This window comes from Tunturiibacter gelidiferens, from assembly GCF_051013345.1.
GTDB classification, from domain to species: domain Bacteria; phylum Acidobacteriota; class Terriglobia; order Terriglobales; family Acidobacteriaceae; genus Edaphobacter; species Edaphobacter gelidiferens_A.
Genome location: NZ_CP132939.1, coordinates 1,344,242 through 1,363,910, shown reverse-complemented (window position 1 = coordinate 1,363,910; position 19,669 = coordinate 1,344,242). Strand labels below are relative to the sequence as shown.

General features: G+C 59.8%; 16 protein-coding genes and 3 pseudogenes. 10 read left to right on the top strand and 9 right to left on the bottom strand.

Translation table 11 applies throughout. The features are described from left to right. From RBB80_RS06670 to RBB80_RS06655, 4 genes are all read right to left on the bottom strand, one after another. On the bottom strand, positions 1-456 hold the full coding sequence (locus RBB80_RS06670) for a hypothetical protein (protein ID WP_433967450.1): 456 nt from the start codon (positions 454-456) through the stop codon (positions 1-3). Next, the gene (locus RBB80_RS06665) at positions 426-857 is read right to left on the bottom strand and encodes a hypothetical protein (protein WP_433967449.1); all 432 of its coding nucleotides are present in this window, start codon (positions 855-857) and stop codon (positions 426-428) included. The genes RBB80_RS06670 and RBB80_RS06665 overlap by 31 nt, the downstream gene beginning before the upstream one ends. A 133-nt stretch (positions 858-990) precedes the next feature. Then, positions 991-1,446 (bottom strand): recombinase family protein, encoded by a 456-nt coding sequence (locus RBB80_RS06660; protein WP_433967448.1) that lies wholly within the window; start codon positions 1,444-1,446, stop codon positions 991-993. Positions 1,447-1,913: 467 nt separating this feature from the next. After that, complete coding sequence (locus tag RBB80_RS06655) at positions 1,914-3,425, bottom strand: DUF4139 domain-containing protein (RefSeq protein WP_433967447.1); 1,512 nt, start codon at positions 3,423-3,425, stop codon at positions 1,914-1,916. A 318-nt stretch (positions 3,426-3,743) separates the two neighbouring features. Here RBB80_RS06655 and abc-f point away from each other — a divergent pair. The 5 genes and pseudogenes from abc-f (at position 3,744) to RBB80_RS06630 (ending at position 9,629) form a co-directional block, all read left to right on the top strand. Further along, positions 3,744-5,711, top strand: a pseudogene (gene abc-f, locus RBB80_RS06650) (ribosomal protection-like ABC-F family protein). A gap of 94 nt (positions 5,712-5,805) precedes the next feature. Next, positions 5,806-6,126, top strand: coding sequence for a hypothetical protein (locus RBB80_RS06645; RefSeq protein WP_433967446.1), 321 nt, complete (start codon positions 5,806-5,808; stop codon positions 6,124-6,126). Positions 6,127-6,138: 12 nt separating this feature from the next. Then, positions 6,139-6,834, top strand: a complete 696-nt coding sequence (locus tag RBB80_RS06640; protein WP_433969541.1) for an NF038129 family PEP-CTERM protein — start codon at positions 6,139-6,141, stop codon at positions 6,832-6,834. 124 nt (positions 6,835-6,958) lie between these two features. Further along, positions 6,959-8,152 (top strand): glycoside hydrolase family 27 protein, encoded by a 1,194-nt coding sequence (locus tag RBB80_RS06635; protein ID WP_433967445.1) that lies wholly within the window; start codon positions 6,959-6,961, stop codon positions 8,150-8,152. Between the two features lie 58 nt (positions 8,153-8,210). Beyond that, positions 8,211-9,629: an MBL fold metallo-hydrolase gene (locus RBB80_RS06630; RefSeq protein WP_433967444.1), complete on the top strand. Its 1,419-nt coding sequence runs from the start codon at positions 8,211-8,213 to the stop codon at positions 9,627-9,629. 221 nt (positions 9,630-9,850) lie between these two features. Here the strand turns inward: RBB80_RS06630 and RBB80_RS06625 are convergent, their stop codons facing one another. Together RBB80_RS06625 and RBB80_RS06620 are read right to left on the bottom strand one after the other, a co-directional pair. Beyond that, positions 9,851-10,603, bottom strand: a complete 753-nt coding sequence (locus RBB80_RS06625; RefSeq protein ID WP_433967443.1) for a metallophosphoesterase family protein — start codon at positions 10,601-10,603, stop codon at positions 9,851-9,853. Between the two features lie 89 nt (positions 10,604-10,692). Further along, positions 10,693-11,505, bottom strand: a complete 813-nt coding sequence (locus RBB80_RS06620; protein WP_433969540.1) for an ATP-binding cassette domain-containing protein — start codon at positions 11,503-11,505, stop codon at positions 10,693-10,695. Between the two features lie 111 nt (positions 11,506-11,616). Between RBB80_RS06620 and RBB80_RS06615 the strand changes: the two genes are divergently transcribed. After that, on the top strand, positions 11,617-13,287 hold the full coding sequence (locus RBB80_RS06615; protein ID WP_433967442.1) for a hypothetical protein: 1,671 nt from the start codon (positions 11,617-11,619) through the stop codon (positions 13,285-13,287). A gap of 91 nt (positions 13,288-13,378) precedes the next feature. Next, positions 13,379-13,927, top strand: coding sequence for a hypothetical protein (locus RBB80_RS06610; protein ID WP_433967441.1), 549 nt, complete (start codon positions 13,379-13,381; stop codon positions 13,925-13,927). A 27-nt stretch (positions 13,928-13,954) separates the two neighbouring features. Here RBB80_RS06610 and RBB80_RS06605 read toward each other — a convergent pair. Next, positions 13,955-15,615, bottom strand: a pseudogene (locus RBB80_RS06605) (acyl-CoA carboxylase subunit beta). 116 nt (positions 15,616-15,731) lie between these two features. Between RBB80_RS06605 and RBB80_RS06600 the strand changes: the two are divergent. Next, a complete protein-coding gene (locus tag RBB80_RS06600; protein WP_433967440.1) occupies positions 15,732-16,046 on the top strand; it encodes a VOC family protein in 315 nt (104 codons plus the stop codon). Positions 16,047-16,091: 45 nt separating this feature from the next. After that, the gene (locus tag RBB80_RS06595; protein ID WP_433967439.1) at positions 16,092-17,411 is read left to right on the top strand and encodes a DNA polymerase thumb domain-containing protein; all 1,320 of its coding nucleotides are present in this window, start codon (positions 16,092-16,094) and stop codon (positions 17,409-17,411) included. Positions 17,412-17,512: 101 nt separating this feature from the next. Here RBB80_RS06595 and RBB80_RS06590 read toward each other — a convergent pair whose 3' ends face one another. Both RBB80_RS06590 and RBB80_RS06585 read right to left on the bottom strand, forming a co-directional pair. Beyond that, positions 17,513-17,995, bottom strand: a complete 483-nt coding sequence (locus RBB80_RS06590) for an EamA family transporter (RefSeq protein ID WP_433969538.1) — start codon at positions 17,993-17,995, stop codon at positions 17,513-17,515. A gap of 57 nt (positions 17,996-18,052) precedes the next feature. Continuing rightward, a pseudogene (locus RBB80_RS06585) lies at positions 18,053-18,423 on the bottom strand (EamA family transporter); the annotation flags it as partial. Positions 18,424-18,671: 248 nt separating this feature from the next. Between RBB80_RS06585 and RBB80_RS06580 the strand changes: the two are divergent. Beyond that, positions 18,672-19,628, top strand: a complete 957-nt coding sequence (locus RBB80_RS06580; RefSeq protein ID WP_433967438.1) for an ATP-binding cassette domain-containing protein — start codon at positions 18,672-18,674, stop codon at positions 19,626-19,628. Positions 19,629-19,669 lie beyond the last annotated feature (41 nt).

The window sequence follows — 19,669 nt, the reverse complement described above, 5'->3', positions numbered from 1 at the left end:
TCAAACACTTGCCGTTAGCCGAACCATGGATGTCCGTAAAAAATACTCGCCGGCTCGCATCATCTTCCACCGCGGAGGAGCAAACGTATACAGCACCGAGCGTACCGAATGCACTCCCCCACTATCAGACTGCTGAACCAACTGCCACTCTCCAAGCAGATCGTCCGGCATCGCTGGACCACCTGATTGCGCCACCAACGCCGACATCGCCATCTGCACCAGGAACAACACCGGGCTAAAGAGCACAAAGAGAATCAGCGCAACCGTAGACCGCCCCTTCGACACCTGCATCAGCTCGCGATAAGCTCCCCAGACGCAGAAGATCCACACATAGGTAGCAACGAACCCCAGCCCCAGGAAGATAATAAAGATCTTGAAGCCGCCGCTTGCCATCAGGCCCGCCGCATCGGCGGCGTTTCCGCTCATCACCTGTTGATACCCAACCCCATCCAGCACCTTGAAAGCTCCCGCTCCCACCAGCGAGAAGAATAGAAACAGCAGAGTCGACACCCCCGAAAAATAACAGGTAGCGGCAACAACCTTCTTCCACGCCAGCTTTCCCCCACCACTCTCCAAACCAGGACTGCCAGCACAACATTCAGCGCAAAAGCCAGTGCAGACTGCACAGCGAGGATGCCGAACAGCACCTCTTTGCTCTCCTTGCCGAAGAAAAGCGGAATCTGTGCAAGAAAAGCTATCCCGAAACACACAGCCACAAACGTGAAAGCCTCTTCCAGCGCCGAGTCCGACTCAAGGTCCAGCGCCAGAACAGCGCTCTTCGGAGCAGGAAGCAGCGCCACCAATCTCCGCCCAAAGAACGGAAGTGCACCCACCAGCTTCTCAATGATCTCTTTCACTCAGAACGCGCCTCTGGCCGTCCACTCTAATCCCTGGTCTCTTGATCTCCTATAGAAATCACACCTCTGCCACCGCTTTTGAGTCAGCCTCCGAAGAGTGGCACAGAATCATCGATCGAATCGGGCAGCATAGCTAAAGCCCCTCAGGACTCTTCAGCTGGGTCAATCTCTTCTCCCGCCCCTTCCACTCCTCCGACGAAAACAGCCTGGGTCCCACCTCGATCAGCCGCGGCATCATATTGAACACCGCCACCCGGTTCCACGGCCCGCCGTTCCGCATCCGGAACCCCTTCTCATTCAGGTCGCTGACGATGCTCGAGTACGAAAAGTCCTGCCCCAGCAGCTCCATCATCAACATCAGCGTCTGATTCTCCCTCGGCTGCACCTCCAGCCGCGTGCAGTCTTCAGAGATCCGCAAGCCATAAGGAATCTCCTCCCCAAACACACCCTCCGTCGGAGCCTCCTGGTCCGGCATCTCCCGTCTCCACTCGATCGACACCAGTTGCCACCCGGCAGCCGTACGCTGCCTCATCATCTCAGGGCTAAACGGCCCCGAGACCACATCGCGAACCCGTTCGAAATAAGCCATCACCAGCCTCCGCAAGCGAAACTCCACCCAGCAGAACGGGCAATTCCCCTACCAAACTCCGGGCTCAATGCGAAACCCGTAACCCTCAGACCCAGCAAAACATAACGACTATCGAATCGACGAACCCCGCGTCCACCACTGTCCAAACACACAAAATACTGTTCGTTTTCGAACTGCTTCAGAAGGGCGCCCTGCGCGGGCGGCGGTCACTTCGTGACGCGTGTACCGGTCTTGGCGAGATCAACCTCGACGGTTCTCCCGTTGGTCGAAATCAATCTCTCCCCGACCAACGGGAGGACCAGCCGAAGGGGTATACAAGTCACGAAGTGACCGCACCGCGCGCAGCGGTCCCGGCCGGAAGGCCACATCTCCTATCGCGCGAGGGCAGCACAGCCGCATGCAGCGCCATCACCGCATTCCCTAAGGCGGATTCCTCTCGACTCGAGCCAGGAATCCACTTCGCCGTTCTACCAGCTGTAGTGCACCGTGTAGCTAAGGATGGTTTCGCCTTTCGCTGGCACCGTCACGGGAAAGTCGATCGTGGAGCTGTCACGTTTGGTGTACTCAGAAGACTTCGCTGCGATCTCCCAGTTCTCTCCGCGGCCCATATGTTCCACGGCGTGAATCGTCACCGCCTGCGCCTTCTGGTTAGAGAGCTTGATCTCAAAGCTCTCGTCCATTACCCGCTTCATATTGTCAACCTTGAAGTCGGTCTGACGCCGCGCCGCAGTCAGGTCGAATGCACTCCCGCTGATCACCTTTACCGTCTGCTCGGCCGGCGTGTGCATGATCATGTTCTCTCCCACAAACTGCATCTGGCCACCGGTATCGCGCCGATACAACCGCAGACGGCCCGCGGGCAAAGGCATCCCGAGATGGTTCGACTCCGAGTTCTTGATCTCTTCGAAGATCGAAACGCGGGTGTTGCCGGAGTTCGAAAATCCGATCTGATCGTTATGGTATCCAGGATAAAAAGCCTGCTCGACAGGGCCGTTTCCTTCAAACTGATAGGTGCGCCGAACGCTCACATTCGAGGCCTCTAGAAACTGCACCTGCTTGGTTTCTTCGTTGCGAAGAGAGACCGTGCGATGCAGATCGTAAAGATGGAAATCGTCAAATGCCTTTTGTGTGACCTGACCTACCCCGCCCATAATCGCAGCGTTCTGGCTCATAGCCATTTCGGTCCTGTAAGCGTGGGTCCGCAGATCCTGGATCTTTGCCACGTCCCCCGCCATCAACTGCAACGTAGCCTGAGGAAAGTCAGTCCCCGTCTTGTTCTCGATGGTCACCCAGCCGATAATCTCCGCCAGCTCCGGCCCCGTCGTATCGGCTGTCTCCGGCACCACCACGTTGTAGGTGGCCTGCCAGTTCATCCCGTGCGTAATGTAATCAAGCTCCGCGGAAAACCGCGCCGCTTTCTCGGCATCGATCTGCCATCGCAGCGTAGGCTTCAACAACAGACCGTCTGTCGTCGCCGGAAACAACGGCGTCCCAGGCATGGAAAACTGCATCTTCCCGCCAACTTCGACTAATGGCTGGTTATAGGGATATCCATTCGCCGCCTGACCGCCCGCTCGAATGATCCGGCCCTCGACGGTTCTCGCCGGAATCACCTGCCGCTCACCCGCGGCGCTCTCCACCACCTGCGGTCCCTGGATCTCGAAGTCGATCGTCTTTCCCTCGTACTTCTCCATCATCCACTGCTGGTCCACCACCGCCGCGTCGTAGTTCTGCTCGGCCACACGCACAAGGTTCCGACCACTCGGGTCGCGAAGCACCACCGAATCCGGCTCAAGCTGCCTTGTCACATTCGTCGTCAGAACTTCGTTCGTTCCCGCGTGAAGATCGAGCGGAACCGTAGTGCGGGCAACCGCAAAGTCCTGGTTGTAGATGGTGAGCCGGGTCGGCGCGATCGTGGGCTCTTGCGCCACGACATAAGAGAAAGCAAGCAGAGGCAGAAAAACGAAACATCGGATCATGAGGTATCCCTGGAGCACAGTATGAGTATGAAAACACACCGTTAGACGGAGAAGAACAGCAAACCTGGACACAATTATCTAAATTCTGTCCTGCCGGACAGGCGCCCTGCGCGGGCGGCGGTCACTTCGTGACTTGTGTATCGGTCTTGGTTTGGCTCACCCCTTGGGCCCTCCCGTTGGTCGGCACAGACTTTAGCCTGCGACCAACGGGAGCACCACGCAAAGCAATCACAAGTCACGAAGTGACCGCCGCCCGCGCAGGGCGCCCGTCCGGCAGGACACCCGCATTTCACACACCAATGAGAAAATAGAAGGAGCATGCTCCAACTCTCAGCAGCCGGCAAACGCTTCGGCCAAAAACTCCTCTTCGAAGACGCAAACTGGCTCATCAACCCAGACGAGCGCACCGGCCTGGTCGGCGGCAACGGCACCGGCAAATCCACCCTCCTCAAGATCATCGGCGGCATCGAGTCCCTCGACTACGGCACCATCACCCGCAACAAAGGCGTCACCCTCGGCTACCTCCCGCAGGACGGCCTCGCCCTCCGCGGCCGGACCGTCTTCTCCGAGTGCCTCTCCGTCTTCGACCACCTCCACGAGCTCGAGCGCGAGTCCATCGAACTCACTACGACCCTCTCCGAAGCCGACCCAAAATCCAAGCAGTACCTCGCCGCCGCCGAGCGCTACTCCGACATCGCCGACCAGCTGCACGTCCACGACATCTACAACCTCGACTCGCAGGTAGGCGCGGTCCTCGGCGGCCTCGGCTTCTCCAAAGAAGACTGGGACCGCAACACCGAAGAGTTCTCCGGCGGCTGGCAGATGCGTATAGCGCTGGCGAAGCTCCTCCTCCAAAAACCCAGCCTCCTCCTACTCGACGAGCCCACCAACCACCTCGACATCGAATCCCGCAACTGGCTCGAAACCTACCTCCACGACTACCCCAACGCCTACATCCTCATCTCGCACGACCGCTACTTCCTCGACGTCACCGTCAACAAGACCGTCGAACTTTGGAACAAGCGCATGCACACCTACCACGGCAACTATGAAAAGTACGTCGTGCAGAAAGATGAGCGCCGAACGCAGCTGATGAACGCCTACAAAAATCAGCGCGACCGCATCGACGCCCTCGAAGCCTTCATCAATCGCTTCCGCTATCAGGCCACCAAGGCCAAGCAGGTTCAGTCCCGCATCAAAGAACTCGAAAAGATCGAGCGCATCGAAGTCCCCGAAGACGAGTCCACGATCCACTTCTCCATCCCGCAGCCCCCGCCAGCGGCCGCACCGTCATCGAAGTGAACAACCTCAAAAAATCTACCCCACGCCAACCGACGGCGAAAAACTCATCCTCGACGACCTCAGCTTCACCATCGAGCGCGGCGACCGCATCGCCCTCGTAGGCGCAAACGGCGCAGGAAAATCCACACTCATCCGCCTCCTAAGCCGTCAGGAAGAAGCCACCGCAGGCACCATCCGCGAGGGCCACAACGTCCTCTCCGACTTCTTCGCGCAAGACCAGTACAAAGTCCTCGACCCCGCCGCCGGCATGCTCGACGACATCAGCGGAGCCGCCCCCAAAGTCCCCGTCGTCGAACTTCGCTCCCTCCTCGGCTGCTTCATGTTCTCCGGCGACGACGTCTTCAAAAACTCGGCGTCCTCTCCGGCGGCGAACGCAACCGCTACGCCATGGCCAAGATGCTCGTCTCGCCATCTAACTTCCTCCTCCTCGACGAGCCCACCAACCACCTCGACCTCCGCGCCAAAGACGTTCTCCTCGACGCCATCCGTAACTTCACCGGCACCGTCCTCTTCGTCTCGCACGACCGCTACTTCATCGACGGCCTCGCCACCCGCGTCTTCGAAGTTGAAGACCGCCGCCTCCACATCTACCCCGGCAACTACGAGGACTACCTCTGGCGCAAACAGGGCGGCCCCGAAAAAGTAACTGAACAGATTACAAACTCACTGGCCGCGGCACCCACACCTCCGCCTGTAATCGAAATCCCAGCGCCCACCACCGAACCCACACCCAATGCAAACATCAAACGCCTCAACCCAATCAAGCTCAAGCAGCTCGAAGACCGTCTCCATCACGCCGAAGAAGAGATTCCCCGCCTCGAATCTCTCATCGCCGCCGCCGAAGAGCGTCTCGGCAACTTCACCTCCGCCGAGCAATCCCAGAGAGACGCCGCCGAGCTCGACGACCTCCGCACAAAACGCACCAGCCTCCTCACCGAATGGGAAGAACTCTCCCTCACCCTCGAGGAGCAGCAGCTAGCCTAGCCGATCTCTTCCCGCAGCAGACAAACCCACCTCTCCACACGCAGTCAGAACTTAATCCAAAGAGCATGACGCAAGCACGCCCTCCCGTGCTACCGTGTCTGCACCTCCGGAATCCGAGTTCCGCGTCTTCACCAGCCCCGGCTTCGTCTACAGCCGAGTCAACAACACCTACAGCGGAACCCTCACCGTCACCAACACCACCAGCTCCGCCATCTCCGGCCCACTCCAAATCGAATTCACCAACCTTCCCGCAAACATCACAATCGCCAATCTCACCATTCCAAAGAGCGAAGGCTTCTTCACCATCCCTGGCGGACTCCCCGCGGGCAAATCCGCGCAGATCCTCGTCCGTTTCAATAACCCCTTCAACTCCGGCATCACCTACACCCTCGTCGCTTACACGGGAGCGCTCTGACATGAAAACTGCATAGCCACCAGGACCCCACGCAGCTTCCTCGCCCATACAGCTGCACTCCTCGCCGTGGCCATCCTCTCTTGCACCCCCGCGGCTCACGCAGACACTTACTCCATCTCCATCGACACCTCCACCCTCCCCAGCGGTGACCTCAACGAGTACTTCCTCGATCTGCAGTTCAACCCCGGCCAGCTTCCCGGCACGCAACTCGCCACCGCAGACGCCTCCGTGCCCACCTGCTGCGTCAACTACGGCTTTGCCCTCACCGGAGACGTCTCCGACGGCTTCGGCGGCGGCCCCACCGACATCAGCTTCGACAACCAGACGCCCTACAACGACGCCTTCGGCGGCATCTATCTGCCCTCAGCCGGCGTTCCCATCACCTTCACCGTCTCGCTCGGCGGTCCCGCAGTCGACTCCCCCAACGGCACCTCCGTCTCCGGCAGCACCTTCGCCATCAGCCTCTTCGACGGCAACATGGCGCCCATCCTCACCGCAAATCCTGACGGCTTCCTCGGCCTCCTCAACCTCAACACCAACGGCACCGTCACCACCCAAACCTTCCTCGACTCAACCGGCGGCCCATCTGCCATCACCATCACCGATCTCACCCCGCCGCCTGCGGTGCCAGAGCCCAGCACTCTCGTCCTGCTCACGACCGGCCTCACCGGAACTCTCACACTCGTCCGCAGAAGATCCCGAAGCTAACCTTCGACCTCCTCACCCGAGGCTCGATGAACCGGAACGCTCCGAGATCTCAATGGCCAGAGAGCATCTGCGCACGAGAGAATCGTCCGGCGTTATATGCTTCTCTAGTTCTCGGAGGCAAAGGATGATTCTTCGCAAAGTAGTCCTGATTCCGTTCGTTCTTCTCTGTATCGCGCAATCTCCAACCATGCGCGGCCAGACCACCCTCGCCGCCACCCCGCCGATGGGCTGGAATAGCTGGAACCACTTCGCAGAGCACGTCACCGACGCCGACGTCCGCACCGCAGCCGATCTCATGGTTTCCACCGGCATGCGCGACGCCGGCTACATCTACGTCAATGTCGACGACACCTGGCAGGGCACACGCGACGCCAACGGAGAACTCCATCCAAACAGCCGCTTCCCCGACATGAAAAAACTCGGCGACTACATCCATTCAAAGGGTCTCAAGTTCGGCATCTACTCCTCGCCCGGCCCCAAAACCTGCGGAGGCTACGAAGGCAGCCTCGGCCACGAGGTCCAGGACGCACAGATGTACGCCAGTTGGGGCGTCGACTTCCTCAAGTACGACCTCTGCTCCATGCAGGACCCCATGCGCGAACTCACCGCAAAAAATAACGGCAACACCGACGCCGCCTTCAAAATGATGATCGACGCCTTTCGCAAGATGGGAGACGCACTCAAAGCCACCAATCGGCCCATCCTCTACAGCCTCTGCCAGTACGGCATCGCCGAACCCTGGAAGTGGGGTCCCAGCGTCGGCGCACAAATGTGGCGAACCACCGACGACATCAACGACACCTGGGGCCGCATGACCATCATCGGCCTCGAACAAGCCGATCTCGCCCCCTTCGCCGCACCCGGTCACTGGAACGATCCGGACATGCTCGAAGTCGGCAACGGCCACATGACCACAGACGAGTATCGAACCCACATGAGCCTCTGGGCCCTCCTCGCCGCGCCTCTGCTCGCAGGCAACGATCTCAGCAAAATGTCCCCCGAAGACAAGAGCATCCTCCTCAACAAAGAAGTCATCGCCATCGACCAGGATCCACTCGGCAAACAACCCACTCGCCTCTACCAGCGCGGAGACTTCTCCGTCTGGACCAAACCGCTCGCCGACGGAAGAGTGGCCGTCGGCATGTTCAACACCGCTCTGGACTCCCGCGATGTAGCTCTCGACCTCACTCAGATTGGCTTCGCTCAAGGGGCGACTCTCCATGACGTCTGGGAGAACAAGGATTTGGGGAAACGTACCGGCATCTACTCCCGCAATATCCCAAAGCACGGCGTCGTCCTGCTTATCCTGAGCAAATAACGCTCTTCGTCCCACCCGGTAACCGCATGTTGGCCGTCGTAGTCTCGAAGGTGATCGTATGATTCTGAAACAGTACTACCTGGGCTGTTTGGCCCACGCCTCCTACCTCGTCGGAGACGAGGCAAGCTCGACGGCTATCATCGTCGACCCGCAGCGCGATATTCAGCAATACCTCGCCGACGCAGAAAAGTTTGGCCTCCAGATCCGCGCCGTATTCCTAACCCACTTCCATGCAGACTTCATCGCCGGTCATCTCGAGCTGCGAGACAGTTGCGGCGCAACCATTTATCTCGGCTCTCGCGCGGAAGCCGAATATCCCTTCGTGCGGATCAAGGACGGCGACACGCTAAACTTTCCCGGACTGCGCCTACAGGTCCTCGAAACCCCTGGCCACACGATCGAATCCATTTCGATCCTGGTCTTCGATCTCGAGAAAAATCCCACCACGCCTTATGCAGTCCTCACCGGCTATACGCTCTTCATCGGCGACGTTGGCCGACCCGACCTGCGAGCTTCCCTCGGCTGGACCGCAAACCAGCTCGGCGGACACCTCTACGACTCCCTGCACAACAAGCTGATGACGCTCCCCGACGAAACCCTGGTCTACCCAGCGCATGGTGCAGGATCGCTCTGCGGTAAAAACCTCTCCTCCGACACCGTCTCCTCTCTCGGTGATCAACGACGCTTCAACTACGCCCTCCAGCCAATGTCGAAGCGAGAGTTCATCCGCATCGTAACCGCCGACCAGCCCGACGCCCCCGCCTACTTCACCTACGACGCAGTCCTCAACACGCGCGAGCACGCCACACTCGACAACAACCTCCAGAAGGTTCTCCAACCGGTCGATCTCAACGACGTCCTCGCGATGGGAGATGCCGGCGCTCACATCCTCGACGTCCGCGACGCTGCCGAGTACGCCAAGGGACACCTTCCCGGCAGCATCAACATCGGTCTGGGCGGCCAATATGCAACCTGGGCAGGCACAATTCTCGATCGGACCAAACCCATCGTCATCGTCGCAGAGCCAGGCCGCGAGCAGGAAGCTGCCCTGCGCCTCGGCCGCATCGGTTTCGATCACGTCAGAGGCTATCTGTCAGGCGGCATGGAAGCGCTCGCCAACAGACCGGACCTCGTGTGGCCAACAGAACGCGTGACCGCCCAGATAGCAGCAGAAGAACTCAGGACAACAACTCCGCCTCTCGTGCTCGACATCAGAAATCCTCGAGAGTGGACGACCCGGCATATCGCCGGCAGCCTAAACATTCCGCTAGGCCACCTGCAGGAGCGCATTGCCGAAATCCCACGCGACCGCCGCATTGCAGTCCACTGCGCCGGAGGCTATCGTTCTTCCATCGCCGCCAGCATCCTCCACCAGCACGGAATCACAAATCTAATCGAGGTAGCAGGCGGTCTCGCCGCCTGGGAAGCAGCCAAACTCCCAGTCGTTTCGGAAACCCAGGAACAGCACACTGCCTAAGCTGCTCTCATCCGTCGTGCCCAGCGGCTCCCGACCGCAAGCAAAGACGAACCGCCCTTCAAAAAATAAAGTTGAAAAAACTGGCGTATCTTTTGCCACCACGAAAGCGTGCGTCAACTTACCACGTTTCACCAGCAGGAAACCACGTTCTCACCAACCAGAAACCACGCTTTACGCCCACATTTTCGCAAAACCCCCACCAAAAACCACCTCAGGAAAAATTATCTTCCCTCACGCAGCCGAGCCGCCAGCCGCTCCGGCAACCCCGCCATCAAAATCCTTCCCTGAGCCGCCGTCAGGTCATACGGCACGCGATGATAGACAATCTCCCGCGCCTCCGAGTCATAAATTACAAACGCTGCCCGCCAGTCCGAATCCCTCGGCTGCCCCACCGATCCCGGATTGATCAGATGCCGCGTCCCCTCTGGAATCAGCATCTTCCAGCTCTCCGCCGCGTTCCTCGTCTGGAGCTGCGCCCTGATCTCGTGCCATTCATGACCTTTCTGCGAAAACCCACCCTGCAAATGCGTATGCCCAAAGAACGTGATCGCCGTCGCCGCCTGCTGCAAAGGAGCCCACGCATCCCGCATGCTCAAAATGTACTGATCCTCATTCAGCGGCGACCCATGCACACAAGTCACGCCCGGCTCCTCAGGAACCACCGGTCCCTGCGGCATCGCCTTCAGCCAGACCAGATTTTCCTCAGTCAATTCAGCCTTAGTCCACTCCGCAGCCGCTCTAGCCACAGGATTAAACCCCACCGCCGAGGTCAACCCGCAGCACACCCGATCGTGGTTTCCGCGCACGCTTACCTGCGCCTTCGCCCGCATCAGCGCCACAACTTCATTCGGACTCGCGCCATACCCCACCACATCGCCCAGGTTCCAGAGCACGTCATACGCCTCTGCCGCGGCAAGAACTGCGTTCAATGCTTCGAGGTTCCCGTGAATGTCTGAAATAACCAGCGCGCGCATACAGTCAAATTGGCCCTAAACGACATAAGGCACAATTCTCAAGTCTATAGACATTCACTCATTCAGGGAAATAGCCAACTTCCGCTCCGTCAAACCGAAGCCAGCGGTTTCGACCGGTCCGTCCTCATCGTCGGAGCGGAAGCCAGCAGCCTGCGCGTATAAGCATGCTGCGGATTCAGAAACAGCTTCGCCGCCTCCGCCTGCTCCACAATCTCGCCATGCTGCATCACCGCAACACGATCGGCCACCTGCGACACCACCGCCAGATCATGCGATATGAACAGCATCGCCAACTTATGCTCCCGCCGTAACGCCTTCAACAGCTCCAAAATCTGCGCCTGCACCGTCACATCCAGAGCCGTCGTCGGCTCATCTGCGATCAGCAATCTCGGCCGGTTCACAATCGCCATAGCAATCAGAATCCTTTGCCTTTGCCCTCCCGAAAACTGATGCGGATAGTCCTTCGCTCTCCGCTCAACATCAGGCAACCCAACCTCTTCCATCGCCTCCAGAACCCGCGCCCTCACCGCTCTCCGCCCCATCTCCGGATGATGCGCCGCGACCGCCTCAGCAATCTGCGCCCCCACTGGCATCACCGGATTCAGTGCCGTCATCGGCTCCTGAAAGATCATCGCAATCTCTCGCCCCCGACGCCTCCGCATCGCTTCTTCAGACAGCGCGAGGAGCTCCTCCTCATCGAATCGAATCGACCCACTCACCCGCGCACTCTCCGGCAACAACCTCAGCACCGCCAGCGAGGTCGCCGACTTCCCAGACCCCGACTCCCCCACCAATCCCAACGTCTCACCGGCCTCTATCTCGAACGAAATCCCTTTGACAGCCTCATGCCGTCCAAAATCCACCGACAACTCTCTGACTTCCAGCAACATCGCAGAACCCATAGCATGCATGGTAGCGAACATCCTCGCCACTGGTCGCTCAACTTCAAATGTCCCTCCGCAATCAGGTAGGACTTTGACTCGCAGATAGCGTCTAATCTCGATGACAGGCCTATGAGATACCTCCCCCATCGCATCCTTTTTGCCGCTCTGATTCTCACCGGCCCGATCTGGGCCCAGATGCACAAGGTCGCCAAGCCCGAACAGGTCGTCCGCGCAGTCGGCGTCTACGAGTGGACCGGCGACTTCGTCAAGCCCACCGCCAGCCGTCTCATTCCCGTCTCCCTCTTCATCGACGGCAAGCTCGAAGATGCCGGCATCTACGTCGCACGCCCCGTACCCTTCGCCCTCCTCAGCGGAAACGTCTACGAACTCCAAACGGCAGGCATCGACAAGGGTTATCTCGATCTCGCCTATGCAAGGCATCTACAAGCCGTCGAGGCCACCGGCGACCTCGCCTACGACGACGGCTGGTTCGGCTACGGCAGCGTCAAGCCCCTCACCGCGCCGAAGAAGGCCGCAGCCCTCAAGCCCTCGAAGACAGTGCCAGTACTCACCAGTTCCAAAGACGACGCCAGCCATCATCCCGCAACCAAAACCAACACCGACACAGCCACCGATAACGACGACCCGAATCGCCCAACCATGAAGCGTCGTTCCGATACTTCGACTAGTTCGACCACGGATACCTCCAGCGCAGGCACAACTCCTTCTTCAACAACCTCAACTGCTTCCACCCCCACCGACGACCCTGATCGTCCCACCATGAAGCGCCGCTCCGACAGCTCGGCCACCGACAACACAACCGCATCAACCGGCAGCACTCCCGCCGACGACCCAGACCGCCCAACCATGAAGCGCAGGTCTGACAGCACTGACAACTCAACGACCACATCGAATACATCCACAGACGATCCCGACCGTCCCACCATGAAGCGTCAAACCTCCGACACTCCCACCACAAACACCGGATCGACAACCGCAAGCACCTCAACTCCCTCCGACGACCCCGACCGTCCAACCCTCAAGCGCCACTCCGCCGAAGATGCAAAGAGAGCGCACGACACCAACTCGGTCACCGGCACCGGTGCACTCAACGACGATCCCAACCGCCCCAACCTTCATCATGGCAAGCCAACCAGTGCCATGACCGAGACCGATCTACCCAAGCTCGTAGGTATCCCCCAAAATCTGCACCAGATGGTAGCAGTCTCCGACGCCGCCAACCGAGACCCTCACGCCTTCACGCTCGAGTGGGAGGACGCCGCCCAGCATGCCGCCGTTCTCGCCAAGATGCAGGCCATGGCCCAGGCGCAACTCGCCGCATACACTTCACCGGGCACCAAACCTTCCGCAGCAACCCCGGCCCAGGCAATAAAGAAGACAACGACCACCACGCGCACCCACCGAGCCGCCCCTAACACTCCGCCACCGGTTCTTCTGTCGGACGAAGAGCTGAAAGCCTACACCCTCAGCTACGGCGGCGCCGCCACCTATGTCTACTCCGCCCACACCGCCGGCACGGGAGCAGCTCTCCGCTACGTCACCATCGTCGCGCAGGACAACGGCCTCGGCGAACTCAGACCCGCCATTCAAAGTGTCACCGACGCCGCCCACCTCGACCGCACTCCGCTCATGCGCTTCGTCGATGTCGTCGACGCCGAGGCCAGCAACCGCGCCAGCCTGCTCTTCGAACTCCGCGGCCAGAACGCCCGCCAGTTCGGCCTCTACCGCGTCATCGCCTCGCACTCCGAGCAGATCTTCCTCACTGGCACAACCCAGTAGCCGCCTAGCCGGACCGACCTCTTCTTGAACACCTCGCGCAAGCGGGAGTAATGTTCTTAGCAGCAGCAGGCTGGGATACAGGAGGTTTCGTATGCATCGCCTCTCCGCCGCCCTCTTTCTCTTCGCAGCGATCACCGCGCTCGCACAGTCTCAGACTATGATTCGCAGCGGCTCCAACGGCTCCCCCGTCGTACTTAGAAATATCCCCGTCGGAACTGGTTGTCCCATCGGCTTTCGCGCGGATCGTCAGTCGACTGCGCAGATTCTAACCGCAGGTACCACGAAGAAGAAGGAGCCTGCACTCGGCCTGCACCTCAGTCTCGACCGCCAGACCGCACCCGCCATCGAAAGCATTGAGGTAACCGTCTACGGCGTCTCTTCAAAGGGCCGAATCCTTCCCACAGATCTTCTCACCACTCAAGACAGCGCAAGCGACACCGTCTCAAAGTCGTTCGACCTTCAACGAAGCGCCGGCAACGAGACCCTCAGCAACGCCGACGTCTGGATGAATAAAGTAGGAGCTCTTCGTTGGGTGGACTTAAATGAGATCCGCTACGCCAACGGCACCAGCTGGCGTCCATCAGCATCCACAAAATGCCGAGCCATTCCCAGCAACTTCGTCCTGGTCGGTCAGCGCTAAGAAGAGGGGATCGGACAATCAGCCCATTTACAGCGGGATATTGCCATGCTTCCTGGCAGGGTTTTTCTCCCGCTTGGTAGCCAACATATCCAGCGCAGAGTTCAACCGTCGCCGCGTCTCACTAGGCCGAACCACCGCATCAATGTATCCTCGCTCCGCCGCTACATAAGGATTCGCAAATCGCTCGCGAAACTCCTCCACCTTGTCCTTTCGAGCCTCAGCGAGAACCGCCAGCTTCTCCTCTTCCGTAAACGTCTTCCCCTGCGGCCACATCGCTTCGGCCCGCCGCAGAGTCAAATCAAGCTCCCGTTTGTAGACAATATTCACCGCACCCTCAGGCCCCATCACCGCGATCTCCGCCGTAGGCCAGGCCAGGTTCAAATCCGTACGAAGATGCTTCGAGCTCATCACGCAGTACGCTCCGCCGTAGGCCTTGCGCGTAATCACCGTAAGCTTCGGCACCGTCGCCTCTGCGAACGCATACAGCAGCTTCGCTCCATGACGAATAATGCCGCCATGCTCCTGCTGAATCCCTGGCATGAATCCCGGCACATCCTCAAACGTAATCAGCGGAATGTTAAATGCATCGCAGAACCGCACAAACCTTGCGCCCTTCACACTCGCGTTGATATCCAGCACGCCTGCAAGAAACGCCGGCTGATTTGCAACGATCCCCACCGGCCGCCCGGCCATCCGCGCGAAACCCACCACGATGTTTCGTGCAAAGTGCTCGTGCACCTGAAAGAAGTAGCCGTCGTCCACCACACGCGAGATCACATCCACCATGTCGTACGGCTGGTTGCTCTCTTCAGGAATGATCGTGTCGAGCGCAGCATCCGCACGCCCCGGATCATCCTGCGTAGGCCTCCTCGGCGCATCGTCGAGATTATTCGACGGCAGAAAACTCAATAGCTCGCGCACCGTTGCCAGGCACTCCTGATCGTCATGCGCCATAAAGTGCGCCACGCCGGAGATCTCGTTGTGCGTCACCGCACCGCCAAGCGCCTCCTTGGTCACATCCTCGTGCGTCACCGTCTTGATCACGTCCGGCCCGGTCACGAACATGTAACTGGTCTTCTCCGTCATCACCGTAAAGTCAGTAATCGCCGGCGAATAAACCGCGCCCCCGCACAAGGCCCCAGAATCGCCGAGATCTGCGGCACCACCCCACTGGCCAGCGTGTTTCGCAGAAAGATATCCGTATACCCAGCCAGCGAAACCACGCCCTCCTGAATGCGCGCCCCACCCGAGTCATTCAGTCCCACCACCGGCGCGCCCACGCGCATCGCCATATCCATAATCTTCACGATCTTCGCGGCATTCGCCTCCGACAGCGACCCGCCAAACACCGTAAAGTCCTGCGCAAATACAAACACCACCCGTCCATGCACCCGCCCGTAGCCGGTAATGAATCCATCCCCAGGCACACGCTGCTCGGCCATGCCAAAGTCCGTCGCCCGGTGCGTGACGAACTTGTCCGTCTCCTCAAACGTGCCCTCGTCGAGCAGAAATTCAATCCGCTCCCTCGCCGAAAGCTTGCCCGACCTCCGCTCACGCTCGCGCCGTTCCTCGCCCCCGCCCTCTTCGGCGATGGCGTGCCGTGCGGCAAGCTCTGCGAGTTTGCGTTGATGATTGAGTGACTTCGCCACAGGGACGTCTACTTGAACCGGATACTCAGCTGCTGCCATAGAACGGAATTCTAGCAGCGAGCGGCCAGCGCAGTCCTTCTATCGAGAAATACACTGGACAGCTTCCATCCCGAAGTGATTACATCGACATCCTATTCGAAGGGAGGGTGCCCAGAATGTCCAAGTCATCCGACTGTGTCGCCATCCATCTGAAGGACATCACGGCAGCCGAGAACTTCTACACCAACGTGATGAAGTTCACCCTCGTCAATCGCTCTGAAACTCGCCTCGAATACGACACCGGTCTCTTCCGCCTCTGCGTCGATCAGGCGCTCAACACGCGGCCTCCTCTTCCGAGCTTCACCGTTCAAGACATCGGCATCGTAAAGACAGGCCTCGTCGCAAACGGCTGCGTCATTCTCCGTGAGAGTCAGAACTGCCTCAACTTCAGCGACCCCTTCGGCATCACCTACGCCATCGTCCAGGCTTGAGAACGAAAAGCAAATAAAAGGCGAATATAATCCTCAGTACGAGCCGTGTCCGCCCACGTCCAACCCGACCGCTTCCACTTCCTCCACATCGACCTGAACAGCTTCTTCGCGTCGGTCGAGCAGCAGCTCCACCCCGAATATCGAGGCCGTCCGCTCGCCGTCGTCCCCACCATGGCCGACACCACCTCCTGCATCGCCGCCAGCTACGAGGCCAAAGCCCTCGGCATCAAAACCGGAACCCAGGTAGGCGAAGCCAAAAGAATCTGCCCCGACATCATCCTCATCGCCGGCAACCACACCGAGTACGCGAAGTACTCCCAAGAGATTGCCAAAGCCGTCGAGCTAGCCTGCCCCGTCTCCCACACCCCCTCCATCGACGAGATGGTCTGCGAACTCATCGGCCGCGAGCAGGAGCCACCCCGCGCCCGCAAGATCGCCCTCGAGATCAAGCAGTCCATCTACAAGAACGTAGGCGAAGCTCTTCGCTGCTCCATCGGCATGGCCCCCAACCGCTACCTGGCCAAGATCGCCAGCGACATGCAGAAGCCCGACGGACTCATCGGCCTCCTCCCCTCGCAACTCCCCCGCGCCATCGCCCACCTCGAACTTCGCGATCTCCCCGGCGTAGGCGCCCGCACCGAACTCCGCCTCAACGCCAAGGGCATCACCACCATGGAGCAGCTTCTCGCCCTCGACCGCACCGGCATGCACAAGCTCTGGGACTCGGTCTGGGGCGACCGCCTCTACCACTGGCTCCGCGGCGCCGACACCGGCGACGACGGCGCCCCCGTCTCCTCCGGCATTCAGAAATCCCTCGGCCACTCCCACGTCCTCGGCCCCGAACACCGCTCGCACGAAGGCTCCTGGGCCGTCGCGCACAAGCTCCTCCACAAAGCCGCCATGCGCCTGCGAATGGAGAAGTTCTACACCAACTCCCTCACCGTCACTATCCGCTTCGCCCTCACAAAAGAGCAGACCGCCCGCATTAAATCCAAGCGCCACACCAGCGGCATCAAGCACTCCGGGTGGGCCATGGAAGCCCGCTTCCGCGAGTGTCAGGACACCCTCACCTTCCTCGAAGCCCTGCGCGGCGTATGGTCCCAGCGCCCCCAGGGCTCCGACTTCACCAAGCCTTTCTTCGTCGGCGTCACCCTGCGCAACCTCATCCCCGAAGACGAGCATCAACCCGAGCTCTTCGCCGACCCCGACAACCGCGCTGATCTCTCCGCCACCATGGACAAGCTCAACCTGAAGTACGGCCACACTACGCTGCACTTCGCCGGCATGCTTCCCGCCCGCGAGTCCGCGCCCACGCGCATAGCCTTCACCCAAATCCCCGTCCAGTACGGCGTCGACTACATGTAGCCTCGCTCATCCACAAAACAAAAGGCGCCGAAGGCGCGTCAGCCTCGATGGCAGATCGCGCCGTGCGCGCAGCACGCCTTTAATCTCCTAACCAGCCGCAGTCAACCCTCCTGTTTCTTAGCCGTAGTGATCAACACCACGCTAACTAAAACAAACGCAGTCCCCAAAACAGTCCGCATTCCAAGCCCTTCGCCACCCACAAAATATCCCAGCACCACCGCCACCACTGGATTCACATAAGCGTAAGTCCCAACCTTAGTAGGCGACTCATGATGAATCAGCCACACATAAGCCGTAAACCCAATGATCGACCCGGCAACAATCAGATACGCCAAAGCGAACCAGGCCCCACGCGAAACACTTTCGGGATGAAAGTTACGAAACTCCCCCACCCCAGCCGCCACAACCGCAAGCAGCAATCCCCCGGTCAGCATCTGCGCCCCCGAGCTCATCACCTTCGACTCCGGCAGCGGCAGCACACGCGAAAGCACCGAAGCGACCGACCAACTCAGTGATCCCACAATCAGAGCCACCGCGCCCCTAGTCTCGATCGCAGCCCCACCAAGGTTCAGAGAGTGGCTCATCAGCACAGCCACCCCTCCTATCCCGATCAGCAGCGCAAACGCCAGACGAATCGTAAGCCTCTGCGTCCCCAGAAACACAATCTCAGACAGCGCCATGAACACCGGGATCGTAGCCATCATCACAGCCGCGATTCCCGAAGCTACGCGCTGCTCAGCCCAGAACAACAGCCCATAGTCGACCACGAAGATCAACAGCGCGATCAACGATATCGAACCCCACTGCCGCACATTCGGCAGGCTCTCCTTTTGGCAAGCATCCACCCAAAGAGCACAAGCCCCGCAACCACAAACCGCATCGCCGCACAGAGGAAAGGCGGTATATCATGCACCGCCACGCGAATCGCAAGAAATGTCGATCCCCACACAAAATAAATAATCGCGAACGCCAACAAGGTCTTCCACGCAGGACGATCAGTAACGGCTTCCATCGCCAATTTCTACCACGCACCCACGCCCAAAAATGTCAGTAGCCTCAAGTCCCACACACTCTCCTCCCCGATAAACAGCCGTTCGCCTCGCCAAACGCAATTCGCACCCTCCGCGAACAAGCAGTTCAGACATCCCCCTCGCCACCAGGGGACATGACATCTGTCACCCACAACTCCTGACGTCCCACACTACTGCCGCCGCGCAGACCATCGCATCATCATCCTGTAAACCAAACAGGAGACCGATCATGCCCTTGACCTCCATCGCTTACGAGACCGAAACGCCGCCGTCCATCGGCCCTCAGATCGCGTCGAAACAGCCGATCGCCACCCTCACCGGCGTCACCAAGCGCTACGGCAGCATCTCGACCCCCACCTTCGCGTTGGACCGCCTCAATCTCGCCCTCCGCCCAGGCGAGATCGTCGCTCTACTCGGCCCCAACGGCGCAGGCAAATCCACCGCCATCAAACTTCTCCTCGGCCTCATCGCCCCCACCTCCGGCAGCACCCGCGTCTTCGGCAGCGATCCCCGCGAAGCCGCCACCCGCACCCGCGTCGGAGCTATGCTGCAGGTCTCACGCATCACCGAGATGCTCAAGGTCCGCGAGCACCTCGACCTCTTCCGCAGCTACTACCCCAACCCTCTGCCTATCCCGGACATCCTCCGAATCGCCCAGCTCCAGGGCATCGAAGACCGCCTCTTCGGCCAACTCAGCGGCGGCCAGAAGCAACGTGTCCTCTTCGCCCTCGCCCTCTGCGGCAACCCGGACCTCATCTTCCTCGACGAGCCCACCGTCGGCATGGACATCGAAGCCCGCCGCGGCCTCTGGGCAGAGATCCGCGTCCTCGCCGCTCTCGGAAAAACAGTCCTCCTCACCACGCACTATCTCGAAGAAGCCGACGCTCTCGCCGACCGAATCATCGTCATCAACAAAGGCCGCGTCATCTGCGAAGGCACCCCAGCCCAAATCAAACGCAACAGCGGCGGACGCCGCATCCGCTGCCACACAACTCTCTCAAGCGAACTCCTGCAAGCTCTCCCCAGCGTAACCAGCGTCGAGCGCAACGGAGAGACGACCATCGTCACAGCCGTCAACGCAGAGAACGTAGTTCGCGAGATGCTGCTGCGCGACGAAACCCTCAGCGGCCTGGAGATCGCGAGCCCCGCTCTCGAAGACGCCTTCCTCGCTCTAACAAGAAGCTGATGACGACGCAGACTCTATCCAGCTCTTGCTCTTCGAACTTA

Bases quoted from the DNA above. Each gene is read 5' to 3' on its own strand.
- RBB80_RS06625 (WP_433967443.1), bottom strand. From the start codon at position 10,603: ATGCGCGCGCTGGTTATTTCAGACATTCACGGGAACCTCGAAGCATTG.
- RBB80_RS06635 (WP_433967445.1), top strand. From the start codon at position 6,959: ATGATTCTTCGCAAAGTAGTCCTGATTCCGTTCGTTCTTCTCTGTATC.
- RBB80_RS06610 (WP_433967441.1), top strand. From the start codon at position 13,379: ATGCATCGCCTCTCCGCCGCCCTCTTTCTCTTCGCAGCGATCACCGCG.
- RBB80_RS06580 (WP_433967438.1), top strand. From the start codon at position 18,672: ATGCCCTTGACCTCCATCGCTTACGAGACCGAAACGCCGCCGTCCATC.
- RBB80_RS06620 (WP_433969540.1), bottom strand. From the start codon at position 11,505: ATGGGTTCTGCGATGTTGCTGGAAGTCAGAGAGTTGTCGGTGGATTTT.
- RBB80_RS06630 (WP_433967444.1), top strand. From the start codon at position 8,211: ATGATTCTGAAACAGTACTACCTGGGCTGTTTGGCCCACGCCTCCTAC.
- RBB80_RS06615 (WP_433967442.1), top strand. From the start codon at position 11,617: ATGAGATACCTCCCCCATCGCATCCTTTTTGCCGCTCTGATTCTCACC.
- RBB80_RS06590 (WP_433969538.1), bottom strand. From the start codon at position 17,995: ATGAGCCACTCTCTGAACCTTGGTGGGGCTGCGATCGAGACTAGGGGC.
- RBB80_RS06600 (WP_433967440.1), top strand. From the start codon at position 15,732: ATGTCCAAGTCATCCGACTGTGTCGCCATCCATCTGAAGGACATCACG.
- RBB80_RS06660 (WP_433967448.1), bottom strand. From the start codon at position 1,446: ATGGCTTATTTCGAACGGGTTCGCGATGTGGTCTCGGGGCCGTTTAGC.
- RBB80_RS06655 (WP_433967447.1), bottom strand. From the start codon at position 3,425: ATGATCCGATGTTTCGTTTTTCTGCCTCTGCTTGCTTTCTCTTATGTC.